The 14,044-nt window shown below is 62.4% G+C and carries 10 protein-coding genes; 3 read left to right on the top strand and 7 right to left on the bottom strand.

Annotation, left to right across the window (positions count from 1 at the left end; translation table 11 throughout):
* Nucleotides 1-158 precede the first annotated feature (158 nt).
* Both GCN74_RS06565 and GCN74_RS06560 read right to left on the bottom strand, forming a co-directional pair.
* Entirely contained in the window at nucleotides 159-2,303 is a 2,145-nt protein-coding gene (locus GCN74_RS06565) for a M3 family metallopeptidase (RefSeq protein ID WP_152255977.1), read from the bottom strand.
* A gap of 169 nt (nucleotides 2,304-2,472) precedes the next feature.
* On the bottom strand, nucleotides 2,473-2,691 hold the full coding sequence (locus GCN74_RS06560; protein ID WP_070290273.1) for a SlyX family protein: 219 nt from the start codon (nucleotides 2,689-2,691) through the stop codon (nucleotides 2,473-2,475).
* Nucleotides 2,692-2,849: 158 nt separating this feature from the next.
* On the opposite strand from GCN74_RS06560, the gene GCN74_RS06555 reads away from it, so the two are divergent.
* On the top strand, nucleotides 2,850-3,311 hold the full coding sequence (locus tag GCN74_RS06555) for an addiction module antidote protein (RefSeq protein WP_152255905.1): 462 nt from the start codon (nucleotides 2,850-2,852) through the stop codon (nucleotides 3,309-3,311).
* 7 nt (nucleotides 3,312-3,318) lie between these two features.
* Here GCN74_RS06555 and GCN74_RS06550 read toward each other — a convergent pair whose 3' ends face one another.
* Nucleotides 3,319-5,379 carry a UvrD-helicase domain-containing protein gene (locus GCN74_RS06550; RefSeq protein WP_152255904.1) on the bottom strand — a complete coding sequence of 687 codons (2,061 nt, stop codon included), beginning with the start codon at nucleotides 5,377-5,379 and terminating at the stop codon, nucleotides 3,319-3,321.
* Nucleotides 5,380-5,588: 209 nt separating this feature from the next.
* On the opposite strand from GCN74_RS06550, the gene GCN74_RS06545 reads away from it, so the two are divergent.
* Complete coding sequence (locus GCN74_RS06545) at nucleotides 5,589-6,074, top strand: SRPBCC family protein (RefSeq protein ID WP_152255903.1); 486 nt, start codon at nucleotides 5,589-5,591, stop codon at nucleotides 6,072-6,074.
* Nucleotides 6,075-6,187: 113 nt separating this feature from the next.
* On the opposite strand, the gene GCN74_RS06540 is transcribed toward GCN74_RS06545, so the two are convergent.
* The gene (locus GCN74_RS06540) at nucleotides 6,188-7,309 is read right to left on the bottom strand and encodes an HD-GYP domain-containing protein (protein ID WP_226938905.1); all 1,122 of its coding nucleotides are present in this window, start codon (nucleotides 7,307-7,309) and stop codon (nucleotides 6,188-6,190) included.
* A 165-nt stretch (nucleotides 7,310-7,474) separates the two neighbouring features.
* Nucleotides 7,475-8,923, bottom strand: coding sequence for a dihydrolipoyl dehydrogenase (locus tag GCN74_RS06535; protein WP_152255902.1), 1,449 nt, complete (start codon nucleotides 8,921-8,923; stop codon nucleotides 7,475-7,477).
* Between the two features lie 129 nt (nucleotides 8,924-9,052).
* Here GCN74_RS06535 and GCN74_RS06530 point away from each other — a divergent pair, with 129 nt between their 5' ends.
* Complete coding sequence (locus GCN74_RS06530; RefSeq protein ID WP_152255901.1) at nucleotides 9,053-9,943, top strand: ArgP/LysG family DNA-binding transcriptional regulator; 891 nt, start codon at nucleotides 9,053-9,055, stop codon at nucleotides 9,941-9,943.
* A gap of 14 nt (nucleotides 9,944-9,957) precedes the next feature.
* On the opposite strand, the gene GCN74_RS06525 is transcribed toward GCN74_RS06530, so the two are convergent.
* Entirely contained in the window at nucleotides 9,958-12,009 is a 2,052-nt protein-coding gene (locus tag GCN74_RS06525) for a primosomal protein N' (protein ID WP_152255900.1), read from the bottom strand.
* Between the two features lie 841 nt (nucleotides 12,010-12,850).
* Nucleotides 12,851-13,936 carry a uroporphyrinogen decarboxylase gene (gene hemE / locus GCN74_RS06520; RefSeq protein ID WP_152255899.1) on the bottom strand — a complete coding sequence of 362 codons (1,086 nt, stop codon included), beginning with the start codon at nucleotides 13,934-13,936 and terminating at the stop codon, nucleotides 12,851-12,853.
* Nucleotides 13,937-14,044 lie beyond the last annotated feature (108 nt).

The following is a 14,044-nucleotide window of genomic DNA, read 5'->3' as shown; positions in this document are numbered from 1 at the left end:
GTCACACAGGCGTCATCCAGCATGGGCGATCCTGTGGTGCATCCCGCCAAATGCGCGGTTTACCACGGTTTTCAATCAAAAAACCCAAATAAAAATGGCCGCCAATTGCTTGGCAGCCATTTTCATGCACCCGGCTTTACGGCCGGGAATGACGCGGATTACTTGCCGTTCAAGCCACGGCGTTCCAGCAATGGCTCGATCTTCGCATCGCGGCCGCGGAAATTGCGGTAGATGTCGAGCGCATCGGCGCTGCCGCCGCGCGACAGCAATTTGCTGCGGAACCAGTCGCCGTTCTTGCGCGTCAGGCCGCCGTTTTCCTTGAACCACTCGACCGTGTCGGCATCGAGCTTTTCCGACCACAGGTAGGCGTAGTAGCCGGCCGAATAACCGCCCGCAAACGCGTGCGAGAAATACGTGGTGCGGTAGCGCGGCGGCGCCGGGGCAAAATCGACACCCGCGTCCGTCAAGGCGGTTTTTTCAAACGCCAGCACGTCGGTAGGGATCTGTGCCGGGGTCAGCTGATGCCAGCGCTGGTCCAGCAGGGCCGACGCCAGGTATTCCGTGGTTTTATAGCCCTGGTTGAAATTGTCGGCCGCCGTCACTTTCGCCAGCAGCTCGGCCGGAATGGCGGCGCCCGTTTGATAGTGCTTGGCGTAGTTTTGCAGCACCTCCGGCCACAGCGCCCACATTTCATTGACTTGCGACGGGTATTCGACGAAGTCGCGCGGCACGCTGGTGCCGGCAAAACGCGGGTATTTCACGTTCGAGAACATGCCGTGCAGCGCATGGCCGAATTCGTGGAACATGGTGTTGACTTCGTCAAACGTCATCAGGGTCGGCTGGCCCGCTTCCGGCTTCGGAATGTTCAGGTTATTCGCAATGACAGGCTTGCGGTTCAGCAAAGTCGACTGGCCCACATAGGCATTCGCCCAGGCGCCGCCGCGCTTGTTGCTGCGCGCGTAAGGGTCCAAGGTGAAGATGGCCAGCTGCGTGCCGTCTTCATTGAAGACGTCGTACACCAGCATGTCGGACGTGTAGACGGGCAAGTCGGTACGTTGCTTGAAGGTCAAACCGTACAGTTTGCCAGCGGCAAAGAACACGCCCTTGGTCAGCACGCTGTGCATTTCAAAGTACGGTTTCAGCTGATTTTCATCAAAGTTGTAGCGTTCGGCGCGCACCTTGTCGCTATAGAAGGCCCAGTCGGCGGCGCCGACCTTGAAGCCGCCCTTGCCCGCATCGATGATCTTCTGGATGTCGTCCGCTTCCCGGCGTGCATTGACGACGGCCGGTTTTGCCAGCTCGCCCAGCAGGGCGTTCACGGCCGTGGTGTCGTGCGCCGTCTGGTCTTCCAGCGAATACGCCGCGTAGTTCGGGTAGCCCATCAGTGCAGCCCGTTCGGCGCGCAGTTTCGCCAGTTCCAGCACTTCCTGGGTGTTGTCGAACTCGCCGCCGCGGCTGCCGCGCGCTTGCGAAGCGGCCATGATGCGTTCGCGCAAGGCGCGGTTGGTCAGCAGCGCCAGCGGCGCCTGGCCCGTCGTGTTGACGAGGGCGATCACGTACTTGCCATCGAGGCCACGCTTCTTGGCCAGGCCCGCAGCCACTTCGATGGCGGCCGGCGACAAGCCGTCCAGCTCTTCGCGCGTGTCGACGACGACGGCCGAGGCGTTCAATTCTTTCAGCACATTCTGCGCGAACTTGGTCGACAGGGCCGCCAGCTGGCCGTTATAGGCGCGCAGCTTTTCCTTGTCGGCCGCCGACAGCTTGGCGCCCGCGCGCACGAAGTCCGTGTGGTAGCGTTCCAGCAAGCGCTTCGATTCCGCATCGAGGCCCAGCTTGTCGCGCTTGGCGTACAGGGTGTCGATGCGCTTGAACAATTTATCGTTGAGCATGATCGCGTCGCTGTGGGCTGCCATCTTCGGCGCCAGCTCGCGTTCCAGGCCCTGGATCGTGTCATTCGTGTTCGAACCGGACATCACGGAAAACACGGTGCGCACGCGGCTCAGCAACTGGCCCGAGCGCTCCATGGCCACGATGGTGTTGTCGAACGTGGCCGGCTTCTTGTTGTTCGCAATCGCGTTGATTTCCGCCAGGTTGGCGGCCATGCCTGCCGTAAAGGCGGGCGCGTAGTCCGCATCCTGCACCTTGTCGAACGGCGGATAGTTGAATGGCAGGCTGCTCGCTTGCGCAAACGGGTTGGAAACGGGCAAGGCTGCGGCCGCGGTAGCGGCAGTGGTTGGCGCGGTGGTGGCGGTCGCGGCAAAAGCGGCTGGCGCCAGCATCAGGCTGGCGGCGATGACGAGCATTGTTGGACGGGTCATGTCTTCTTTCAAGAAACGCAAGAGAGCCGCGATTGTGTCGCGGGCCAGCCTGAAATAATAACAGCCTGAAACACTTGCGTCACCAGCAACTACCGATGGTAGCGCGCCAGCCGGTGATGAACGGTTGTCCTGCGCACCGCACCACGATGCCGATTTAGTAATGCGGCGGACGTTCGTTGACCAGCCCGCCATTTGCCTGCTGCGCCCCGTCGCGCACGTGCTCGCCCAGCTTGTGCAGCATCGCTTCCAATTGGTCGATGCGCTTGCCCTGCTGGTACACCATCTGGTTCAGCGATTCGACCAGGTCCTCCTGCTGCGCCAGCTTGATCTCGATATCGACGAAACGTGTTTCCATCTGCTCTGCATTGTCCATGGTGCTCTCGGTGATTCCTGACTGAAAGGGGGCATTCTACCGCCGCAGCGGCGTGAGCCAGGACAAACTCCGTCCATTGGCCGCGGTCAGGCACCGATTTCTGTTTATTCTTCCTGCATGGGTTCAAGCCGCTTGACGAATGAGAACAAACGATTGCAATGGATCTACCCACTTTGCCTGTCCTGATCGACACGCGCAAGACGGCCGAATACCGGCGCTGGGAAGATTCCCTGCACGATGTGGCGGCCGCGGCCATAGACAGGAGCACGAAAGAAATGAACCACGACACCTTCGACCTCGACGACCTGGAAGCATTGGGACTGAGCAAATTCGACCCGACGCAACACCTGACCAGCAAGGCCGCCGTGGCCGCCTACATGAGCGAAATCGTCGCCACCGGCAATGCGGAACTGTTCCAGTCGGCCATGAACGACGTGGTGCGCGCCTACGGCATGGGCAAGGTGGCGGCCAGGGCCGACATCACGCGCGAAGGCGCGTATAAAGCCTTGCGCGAAGGCAGCAAGCCGCGCTTTGAAACCATTTTAAAGATGCTCGATGCGCTGGGCATGCAACTGGCCATCGTGCCGAAGGCCACGCCGGGCGGCGCCGCGGAAGCCTGAGCGCCGCCTACCCTTTCGGCGCGGCCAGCAAGGCCTTCATGCGCGCCAGGCGTTCCTTGGGAGAAATCACTTCCGCTTCCGTGGGCACGGCGTCGCCCACGTCCAGTTGCATTTCCTTGATGAAACGCGACGGGTCGCAATGCACTTGCTCGCCCGCCCGCTTGCGCTTCTTGCACCACGTGATGTGCAAGGTGCGCTGGGCCCGCGTAATGCCCACGTACATCAGGCGGCGCTCCTCCTGGATGCGCGCGGCGATGGTTTCGGCGGGCGCGTCCGCGTCGCCCTTGTGCGGCAAGATGCCCTCTTCCACGCCCACCAGGAATACGTGCGGAAATTCCAGCCCTTTCGACGCGTGCAGGGTGGACATGCGCACGGCATCCTGCTCCTCGTCCTTGCCCTCCAACATCGTCATCAGGGCCACCATCTGCGTCAGTTCCAGCACGTTCTTTTCTTCGCCATCGCGCTCCTTGCCGCCCCGGCCCCGTTCCTTGAGCCAATTGACGAATTCCAGCACGTTCTGCCACTTGCTTTGCGCCTGCCGTTCCTCGAAGGCATCGTACAGATACGATTCGTAGTGGATTTCCTTCATCATGTCGTCCAGCACCTCGGCCGCATTATCTCCGCTGCCGGCCGCGCCCGGGCGGCTGGCGCGCGATTCGAGGTCGTTGATGAAGTTACAGAAGTCGCGCAGGGGACCCAGCTGGCGGTCCGTCAGCTTGGCCTCGATGCCGCCCTTGAAAACGGCCTGGAACAGCGAGCACTGCCACTGGCCCGAAAACGCGCCCAGCACCTCCAGGGTCGACTGGCCCACGCCGCGGCGCGGCGTCGTCACGGCGCGGATGAAGGCCGGGTCGTCGTCCTCGTTGGCCAGCAGGCGCAGGTAGCTGATGATGTCCTTGATCTCCGCCTTGTCGAAGAAGCTCTGGCCGCCCGAAATCGTGTACGGGATGCGTTCCTTGCGCAGGCACTGCTCGATGATGCGCGCCTGGTGGTTGCCCCGGTACAAAATCGCGTAATCGGAAAATTTGTTCTTGCGCTCGAAATGGTCGGCCGAGATCATGATGGCGACCTGCTCCGCCTCCTGTTCGTCCGTCTGCATGCCCAGCACCTTGATCGGCTCGCCCAGGCCATGCTCGGACCACAGCGACTTTTCAAACAGTTTCGGATTGTTGCCGATGACGGCATTGGCCGCGTTCAACACGCGCATGGTGGAGCGGTAATTCTGTTCGAGCTTGATCACGCGCAGATCGGGGAAATCCGTCTCCAGCGTTTTCAGATTTTCCACGGTGGCACCGCGCCACGCATAGATCGCCTGGTCGTCGTCGCCCACGGCCGTAAACATCGGCTTCTTGCCGATGCCCGTCACCATCAATTTGACCAGTTCGTACTGGCAGGTGTTCGTATCCTGGTATTCGTCGACGAGCAGGTAGCGCAAACGCCGCTGCCACTTGTCGCGCACGGGGCCGTTGTTGCGGAACAGTTCCACGGGCAGGCGGATCAGGTCGTCGAAATCGACGGCCTGGTAGGCGGACAAGGTGGCCACATAGCTGCGGTAGATGCGCGCCGCGTTGGCCTCGTCCTCGTCCTTGGCTTGCGCCAGCGCCATGTCCGGGTCGATCAGGCCGTTTTTCCACAAGGACATGGCGTTCTGGATGCCGCGGATTACCTGTTTATCGGTGGTAATGGCGAGGTCTTGCACGAGGGAAAAACAATCGTCGCTGTCCATGATGGAAAAGCGGTCTTTCAGCCCCACGCCATTGGCTTCCTGGCGCAGGATTTTCACGCCCAGCGAGTGGAAGGTCGACACCGTCAACTGCTTGGCCTGGCGCGGCTGCTTGAGCAGTTTGGCGATGCGCTCCTGCATTTCCAGCGCCGCCTTGTTGGTGAAGGTCAGCGCGGCGATGGTGCGCGGGTCGTAGCCCCGGTCTTCGATCAGGTGGGCGATCTTTTGCGTGATCACGCGCGTCTTGCCCGACCCGGCGCCCGCCAGCACGAGGCAAGGGCCGTCGAGGTAGGTAACCGCTTCGCTTTGGGGCGCATTCAGACCGAACTGTGGTGCTTTGGACATCAGGGTATTTCCGCAGGGAACAGCAGCCCATTGTAACAGCGTCGCGTGGGCCAATTGCATGGCGGGCCATGCCTGAAAAACAGGCAACGGCATTGATATATCGCCATATGACGCCATCTCGGGCCATGCAATGCGTGCGGCGCGGCCACGCCTGGAGTACCATTCCGCCTATATCGCCCGTGCGCGCCCACTTACCGAATGGCAGTCCCATGAAATTTGAACACCTGATTGAAATCAATGATCCGCTGAACCCGCTGATCGACACCTTGACCCTGGAGCAAGTCTGGCGCGGCCTGGTCTTGCGCGCCGAGTCGCCCAAGCTGTTCGTGCCCCACCTGGACGAGTGCCAGATCAGCGAGCGCAGCGATGCCGGTTTCGCGCGCAGCCTGCGCTATGGCGAGCTGGTCATCAACGACAAGGTGGTGCTGGTGCCGCAGATGCAGGTGCGCTACGAAGTGCCGGCGCAGAAAGACATCAGCGCCTCGTCGCTGGTGATGACCATCGAAATGCCCGACGAGGCCAGCCTGTGGGTGCGCTTCCAGTACGACGACGGCCACGACGCGGCCACCGATGCGGCCAACGCCCTGTACGACGACTTCCGCCGCTCCGCCTACCAGGAATCCGACATCGACACGGTGCGCATCATGCGCGAACTGGCGCTCGAGGGACGGCTCGATGCGGGTCTGCTGAATTAAGCTGTTCATGTAGAGTGTGTCTGGAAAACGCTCGGGGCTAGGCGCATTGCCGAAGGCAGTACGAAAGTACGACTAGGCAATGCAACAACGCCATGGGCGTCTTTCCAGGCGCTCTAAATTCTTGCGCTGCGGCCCCATAGCTGGTCGGGCCGGAACTGCAGCCCTGCCTGCTCCGCGCTGAGCTCCTCGCGGATGGCGTGCAGGTCCACGCGCGTGTCGCGCCGCAGCGGCACGTCCAGGCGCGCGCCGCGGGGACCGATCAGCGACTGCACATGGGGCGTGGTGGCATTCAGGCCCTTGCGCGTGACGACGCCGATTTCCCCATTCAACAGTTTGACGTAGGTGCCGATGGGGTAGATGCCCAGTTCGCGCACCAGCAGTGAGGCCAGCGGCGCATCTAGGATGGCCTTGTCGGCCATCAGCATGTCGCGCAGGGCCGCGTTCGGCAGCAAGGGCTGGCGGTAGCTGCGCTTCGATACGCGCGCGCAATAACGGTCGGCCAGCATGATCAGGCGGGCGCCGATGCCGATCGCCTCGCCTTGCGTGCCCAGCGGATAGCCGCTGCCATCGATATTTTCATGGTGCTGCAACACGGCTTGCAGCCAGACGGCGTCCGTCACGCCCGCCGCGCGCAGCAAGTCGACACCCGCTTGCGGATGGGCGCGCAGGTAGGCGCGCTCCTGCGCATCCAGCGGACCCGCCTTGTGCTGGAAATCCGCATGGCGTTCCAGCATGCCCACATTCATGCTCAGCGCGGCCAGCACCACGCTGCGGATCACTCCCTCATCGAGTTTCAGGGCGCGCGCCAGCAGGGCCGTGATGACAGCCGTGTCGACGCTGTGGCGCACGGCAAAATCGCCCGCGCCCTGGTTGTGCAAGATGCAGGCCAGCGCCACGTCGGCGTCCAGCACGACAGCCTCTTCCACCAGTTGCGCCAGCGCGGCCAGCGGCAGGTGGCTGCCCGCTTGCCCGGCGGCAATCGTCGGCAAGACAAGGGCCAGGCCTGCCGTGACCAGGTTCAGCATGCGCAGGGCCGACGGCGCTTCCGTGGCCGTGCGCGGCACGTCGGCGCTGGCATCGGCGATGACGCCGCGCGCCAGCAGCAAGGCGATCTGGTTCTCGCTGCTGATGACATGGCCCAGCCTGGCCAGCAAGCCCCCCGTTTCGCCATGCACGTCCCAGGGCAGGGCCACGCCCAGTGCGAGTTCTCCTGCGTAAATGCGCCGAATTTTCACATCGTCTCCATCATCGCCTGCACCCGCCTGTTTTTACCATCCTGGCATCAGCGGTATGTACCGATCGAAATATTTTTTGCTTTTAATCAATATTTCAATGTGGCAGCGATGATCGCGCAATCATGTGAGCTTGTCTACAAAATTATGTAAATCGCAAAGTTGCCTTCAGGGACCGGGCGTGCAGTCGGCGCAGCCGGGCGCGTGTTCCGGATCTTTTTCCAGGTGCAGCGCCAGTTCGCGCAAGGCCGTGCGCACGCCTTCCTCGACGACGGGGTGGTAGAACGGCATGTCGAGCATGGTGGGCACCGTCAGCTGCGCCTGGCATGCCCAGGCCAGCAGATGGCCCAGGTGTTCTGCCCGCGGGCCGATCAGCTCGGCGCCGAGAAAGCGCTTGCTGCCGAACTCCGCATACACGCGCAGCACCCCCTGGTTTTGCAGCATCACGCGGCTGCGGCCCTGGTTGCCGAACGACACGGCACCGACGGCAAAGCGGCCCGCATGGCTCACGCACAGTTGCTGGTAGGTGGCGCCCACCGTGGCGACCTGCGGCTCCGTGAAGGCGATCGTCAACGGCGTGCGGCGCAAACCCGGTTTGACGTCAGGAAAGCGCGCCGCGTTGTCGCCCGCGATGCGGCCCTCGTCGGCCGCCTCGGGCAGCAGCGGCAAGGCGTTGTCGGCGTCGCCCGCGATGAAAATCGCGCTCTTGCCGCACTGCATGGTGTGCGGGTCATGCAGGGGGATGCCGTGGCGGTCGAGCGCGATCTGCGCCGTTTCCAGGCCGATCTTGTCCACGTTCGGACGGCGGCCGATGGCGGCCAGCACATACTCGAACTGCTCGGTTTTTTCCTGGCCCGCGCCATCGCGGCTGGTCAGCACGATGCCGCTGCCGTCCGGACTTGTTACCACGTGCGCCACGCTGGTCTGGAAGCGGATGTCGAGTTCGCGCGCCAGCACGGCGCCCGCCTCCTGCAGCACGAGCGGGTCCGTCAGTTGCGCCACTTTATTGCCGCGCGCAAACAGGGTCACGCGCACGCCCAGACGCGCCAGCGCCTGGCCCAGTTCCAGGCCGATCACGCCGCTGCCGACCACGGCCACGGAAGCGGGCAAGTCCGTCCACTCGAACACGGCGTCGCTGGTGATGACGCGCTCGCCCGCCGCCTGCCACTCGGGCGGCACGATGGGCGTGGAACCGGTGGCGATCACGACACTCGCCGCCTCGACGATCGTGTGTTCATCCACCTGCAATTTACCCGGGGAAATAAAACGCGCATGGCCGCGCAATTTTTCTTCGTCGGCAATGGCGTTGACGCCGTCGAGCACGAAGCCGACAAAGCGGTCGCGCTCGCTGCGCACCCGGGCCATCACTTGCCGGCCGTCGATGCGCACGGGTCCCGGATGCACGCCGAAAGCCGGCGCGGCAGCCACCGCATGGGCCGCTTCGGCCGCCGCGATCAAGAGTTTGCTGGGCATGCAGCCCACCCTGGCGCACGTCGTGCCGTACGGCCCGCTTTCTATCATCAGCACGCGCTTGCCCTGCATGCGCGCCGCCCTATGCGCCGTCATGCCGGCCGTGCCGCTGCCGATCACGGCCACATCTACTCGTATCGTCTTCATGCTGCTGTCCATCCGTTTGAGGTTGCTCACAGCATTCGATACTACCCGTTTGCTGAAAATAAGGTTTTACTTTGCAGCAATATATGCATTAGTATAACTAATCATTTTCAAAATTTATAAGCTGAGCTAATGGGATCACTCGATTATCGCGCGCTGGCCGTGCTGGACGCCGTGGCCAGCCATGGCAGTTTCGACAAGGCTGCCCTGGCGCTGGGCATCACCCAGTCGGCCGTCTCGCAGCGCATCAAGGCGCTGGAAGACGCCAGCGGGCGCCTGCTGATCATCCGTGGCCAGCCGGCCGTGCCGACGGGACTGGGCCAGCGCCTGATCGTGCATCACCGCAACGTCAAGCTGATGGAAGCGTCGCTCGACATCGACCTGGGCAACAGCGTCAGCATGCCGGAAATCGCCATCGCCATCGATGCCGACAGCCTGGTCACGTGGTTTCCCGACACCTTGCCGGCCCTGCTGGCGCCGCCCCGCTGCCAGCTCGACGTGCGCCTGGCCGACAGCGACAGCGCCTTGCAGATGGTGCGCGACGGCTCCGTGTTTGGCTGCGTGGCAGCCGAGTCCGGCACAGCGCTGGACGCGGCGGCCGCCACCAGCGTCACGCCGCTGGGCACCTTGCGCTATGTCTGCGTGGCCACGCCCGTGTTTGCGGGCCACTGGTTCGGCGACGGTTTCAGCAGCGAGGCGGTACAGCTGGCGCCGGCCGTGGTGGGCCAGCACGGCTTGCTGGCGCGTTTCCTCGCGGAACAATTGAGCATGCGTGAACCGTTCCCCCACCACACCTTGCCGGTGGAAGCGGCGCGCCGCAGCTGCGTCCACGATGGCCTGGCCTACGGCCTGATGCCGCAGCGCCTGGCCGCGCAGGCGCTGGCGATGGACAGGCTCGTCGATCTGATGCCGGGCCGTACCCTGGACGTACCGCTGAGCTGGCACGCCTGGACCCTGGACACGCCGTTTACCAAGCTGCTGTCCGAACAGATCGTCAAGTCCGCGCGCGATTATCTGAACTAATTCAGTGAATTATTTCAAATATCCAGCGGGTCCACTTCCAGCGACCATTTCACGCGCGTCTTCATGGCGCGCAATTGCGCCAGCCATTCCTTTAAAAACGCCTGCAGCGCCGGGCGCGAGGGGGACTCCAGCAGCAGCTGGGCGCGGTCCACGTTGTACACGCGCGTCATGCTCATGGGAATCGGATCATTGATGGTCACCTGCGGGTGCGCCATGCACTCTTTCGCCGCCTGCAGGAACTCGATGGCCGTGGCCAGCTCCGGGGCTTCCGCGCGCAGCAGGGCCTGGAACAGATACGGCGGCAGCGCCGCCTGGGCCCGCTCTTCCAGCAGGGTCGTGGCGAAATGGTCGTAATCGTGGTTGACGACGGCGTCGTACAGCGGATGGCGCGCATAGCGCGTCTGGATCAGCACTTCGGAAACGCTGCCCCCTTCCGTCTGCGCGGCCCGGCCGGCCCGGCCCGCCACCTGCATCAGCTGGGCAAACAGGCGTTCGCTGGCCCGGTAATCCTGGGAAAACAGGGCCGTATCCGGATTCAGGATGCCGACCAGGGTCAGCTTTTTGAAATCGTGGCCCTTGGCCACCATCTGCGTGCCGATCAGGATATCCACTTCGCCCCGGTGCACGGTGTCGAACGCTTCCTGCGCGCTGCCCTTCTTGCGCGTGGAATCGGCATCGATGCGCAAGATACGCGCCTCGGGAAACAATTGCTGCAAGCCCTCTTCCACCCGCTGCGTCCCCCGTCCCAGCGGTTGCAGGTCCACGTTGCCGCACGTGGGGCAATGGCGGGGAATGCGTAGTTCCAGGCTGCAATGGTGACAGCGCAGCCGGTGTTCGGGCTTGTGCAGCACCATGAACGAGGTGCAGCGCGTGCAATTGCTGATCCAGCCGCACGATTCGCAGCAGATGACGGGCGAATAGCCGCGCCGGTTCAGGAACAGCAGCGACTGTTCGCCCCGCTCCATACGCAGCTTTAGTGCGGCTACCAAATGCGAAGTCAGGCCATCTTTCGGCCGGTCGCGTTCCATGTCGAGGATCTTGACGCGTGGCAATACCGCATTTTTGACGGCCCGCTCGCGCAATTCCAGCTTGCGGTAGCGCCCCGTCTGTGCATGCTGCCAGCTTTCCAGCGACGGCGTGGCCGAACCCAGCACGATGGGAATCTGCAATTGCCAGGCGCGCCACACGGCCAGGTCGCGCGCGGAATAGCGCAAGCCTTCCTGCTGCTTGTACGACGGGTCGTGTTCCTCGTCGATGACGATCAGCTTGAGCTTGGGCAGCGAGGCCAGGATGGCCAACCGCGTGCCCAGGATGATGCGCGCCTGGCCCCGGTGGGCGGCCAGCCAGTGCAGCATGCGTTCGCCTTCGGACAGGCTGCTGTGCAGGGTGGCCAGCATGACGCCGGGAAAGCGCGCGCGGATATTGCCCTCCAGCTGCGGCGTCAGGTTAATTTCCGGCACCAGGATGAGGATTTGCGCATCGTCCTCGCGCGCCAGCACCTGGGCGCACGCCTGCAGATACACTTCCGTCTTGCCGCTGCCCGTCACGCCGTACAGCAAGGTAGGCTTGAAACCCTGGGCGCCGCCGATGGCATCGGCCGCTTCCTGCTGGGCGGGGTTGAGCGCCGGCATGTTCAGCGGCCTGCCGTCGTGCGCGTCGGCCAGCTTGGCCAGCTTCTTGATGGCACGGTCCAGCGCCACGGTGGTCAGCACGCGCAAATTCTTCGGTAAACCCGGCAGCGCCACTTCACCGAGCGGGCGCTGGTAGTAGTCGGCGGCAAAGGCGGCCAGCGCCAGCCACTGTTCCGACAACGGCGCCAGCTGGCTGCGCACGGCCAGCACATCCTTCAGTTTCGCGGCGGGCACGTCGGTGCTGTCGGACACGCCGACGATCAAGCCCATCACTTCGCGCCGGCCGAACGGCACCAGCGCCAGCTGCCCCACTTGCGGCAGCGGCGCATCCGCGCCGGCATCCGCCGCCCCGTTCCAGCGGTAGTCGAACAGGGCGTTCAGGGGCGTGTCGAGCGCGATTTTCAGGATGCACGACGTCAAAATGCACTGCGACATGGAGGTAGGGCCTATCTCAATAAAAAAGCACGCCGCAGGATGCAGGGCGCGGCAGGATGTCAGGCGTCAAGCCAGCGGGCCATGATACTTGTTTCGCCCGTCAAATGCCTAACGGCGGACGCGACAGCGAGTCCGGGAGCCTGAAGAAAATTCTGTGGATAACTTTGTGGACAAAGCAAAATTAACTTTCAGAAAAATGTGGATAGAAAATTTTGATCGCCGTCAAGAGGGGCACGCAAGAAAAATTAACTATTAAAAATCAATGACTTAAAAATTGATGCCCGGGAAGCAGCAAATCCGTCCAGCGTTTCCCCGGCTGTGCATAACTGAACCATTTCTGATTATTTTATACAGGAATCAGCACCGCTTTGATGCACGCCATCGGCAAAAATGCCTGCCGCATGAGGTAAAGTTGACAATTGCCGGGCAAGCGTCCGTTTTTGCCTGTTGGGTGACGAAACATTGTTCAATTATCATGCGCTGCAACATACACTTCAGGTGAAACCTGAACATCTGCGCTAAGTATCGGTTAACAAATTACTTTTCAATTTTATCCACAGAATCTGTTGATAACTTTGTGGACAATGAAGGAACAAGACGGGCCAGCGCAAGAATAATCATATCAATCGCCACAAAATCCGCCGAACAATGCCTTTTTTATGTCTTAATAATCAAGTACTTGCAAAGCCTCCCCGGGCATGGCTTTTCCACTGCCTCTTATTTCCGCAGCAAAAAAAATTGTGCATAAGTCGGTATTTCTTGCTGGGGCGCAGCAAAGAAAAAGGCAGGCTTTCGCTGGAAAGCCTGCCTTGTCTGCCCCTGCGCCAGGGGAAATGAGCCCTTACTGGCCGCTGCGCATGGCGCGGCTCATGCTGTGCACGGCTTCCACCATCGCTGCCACGGATTCGGGCGGCGTGAACTGGGAAATGCCATGGCCCAGGTTGAACACGTGGCCCGTGCCGGCCGACGGCGCGCCGAAGGCGTTGAGCACTTTCGCCACTTCGGCGCGGATCTGCTCGGGGCTGGCGAACAGGATGGCGGGGTCGAGGTTGCCCTGCAAGCCCACCTTATGCCCGACCAGCTGGCGCGCGCGCGTCAGGTTGACGGTCCAGTCCAGGCCCACGGCATCGGCGCCGATGTCGGCGATCTGCTCGATCCACTGGCCGCCGCCCTTGGTGAAGACGATGGCGGGAATCTTGACGCCATCCTTGTCGCGCTTCAGCTGCGCCACCACTTGCTGCATGTAGGCCAGCGAGAATTCCTGGTAGGCGCCATCGGCCAGCGCACCGCCCCAGGAATCGAAAATCATCACGGCTTGCGCGCCGGCATCGATTTGCGCATTCAGGTATTGCGCCACGGACGTGGCGTTGATGGCCAGGATGTGGTGCATCAGGTCCGGGCGGTTGTACAGCATCTTCTTGATGGTATGAAACTCTTTCGAGCCGCCCCCTTCCACCATATAGCAGGCCAGGGTCCACGGACTGCCGGAAAAACCGATCAGCGGCACGCGGCCGTTGAGTTCCGTGCGGATTTGCGTGACGGCATTAAAAACATAGTCGAGCGATGCCAGGTCCGGCACCTGCAGCGCCTTCACGTCCTGTTCCGTGCGCAGCGGACGCTCGAATTTCGGCCCTTCGCCATCGGCGAAATACAGGCCCAGGCCCATGGCGTCGGGCACCGTCAGGATGTCGGAAAACAGGATCGCCGCGTCGAGCGGGAAGCGCTCCAGGGGCTGCAAGGTCACTTCGGTCGCGTAATCGGGATTCTTTGCCAGGCCCAGGAAGGAGCCGGCCCGCTCGCGCGTGGCGCGGTATTCGGGCAGGTAGCGGCCCGCCTGGCGCATCAGCCAGACAGGGGTGTGCTCGGTCGGCTGGCGCAGCAGGGCGCGCAGGAAAGTGTCGTTCTGGAGCGGAGCAAATTGTGGCATGGAAGGCAATCAATAGCTTGGAGAAGCGGTATTATCGCATCCAATCGCCGCCATTTCATTGATTCCGGTGCCGCTTTGCAGCATTTGCCATGCACAGCGATGTCTTTC

The sequence above is a fragment of the Janthinobacterium sp. FT14W genome (assembly GCF_009208755.1).
GTDB lineage: Bacteria > Pseudomonadota > Gammaproteobacteria > Burkholderiales > Burkholderiaceae_D > Janthinobacterium > Janthinobacterium violaceinigrum.
The sequence above is the reverse complement of the archived record's forward strand: the minus strand, read 5'-3'. Positions and strand labels throughout refer to the sequence as shown.

What these genes read in the sequence shown, in the direction of transcription:
- GCN74_RS06565 (WP_152255977.1), bottom strand. Translation starts at nt 2,303, where the DNA reads ATGCTCGTCATCGCCGCCAGCCTGATGCTGGCGCCAGCCGCTTTTGCC.
- GCN74_RS06560 (WP_070290273.1), bottom strand. Translation starts at nt 2,691, where the DNA reads ATGGACAATGCAGAGCAGATGGAAACACGTTTCGTCGATATCGAGATC.
- GCN74_RS06555 (WP_152255905.1), top strand. Translation starts at nt 2,850, where the DNA reads ATGGATCTACCCACTTTGCCTGTCCTGATCGACACGCGCAAGACGGCC.
- GCN74_RS06550 (WP_152255904.1), bottom strand. Translation starts at nt 5,379, where the DNA reads ATGTCCAAAGCACCACAGTTCGGTCTGAATGCGCCCCAAAGCGAAGCG.
- GCN74_RS06545 (WP_152255903.1), top strand. Translation starts at nt 5,589, where the DNA reads ATGAAATTTGAACACCTGATTGAAATCAATGATCCGCTGAACCCGCTG.
- GCN74_RS06535 (WP_152255902.1), bottom strand. Translation starts at nt 8,923, where the DNA reads ATGAAGACGATACGAGTAGATGTGGCCGTGATCGGCAGCGGCACGGCC.
- GCN74_RS06530 (WP_152255901.1), top strand. Translation starts at nt 9,053, where the DNA reads ATGGGATCACTCGATTATCGCGCGCTGGCCGTGCTGGACGCCGTGGCC.
- GCN74_RS06525 (WP_152255900.1), bottom strand. Translation starts at nt 12,009, where the DNA reads ATGTCGCAGTGCATTTTGACGTCGTGCATCCTGAAAATCGCGCTCGAC.
- hemE (WP_152255899.1), bottom strand. Translation starts at nt 13,936, where the DNA reads ATGCCACAATTTGCTCCGCTCCAGAACGACACTTTCCTGCGCGCCCTG.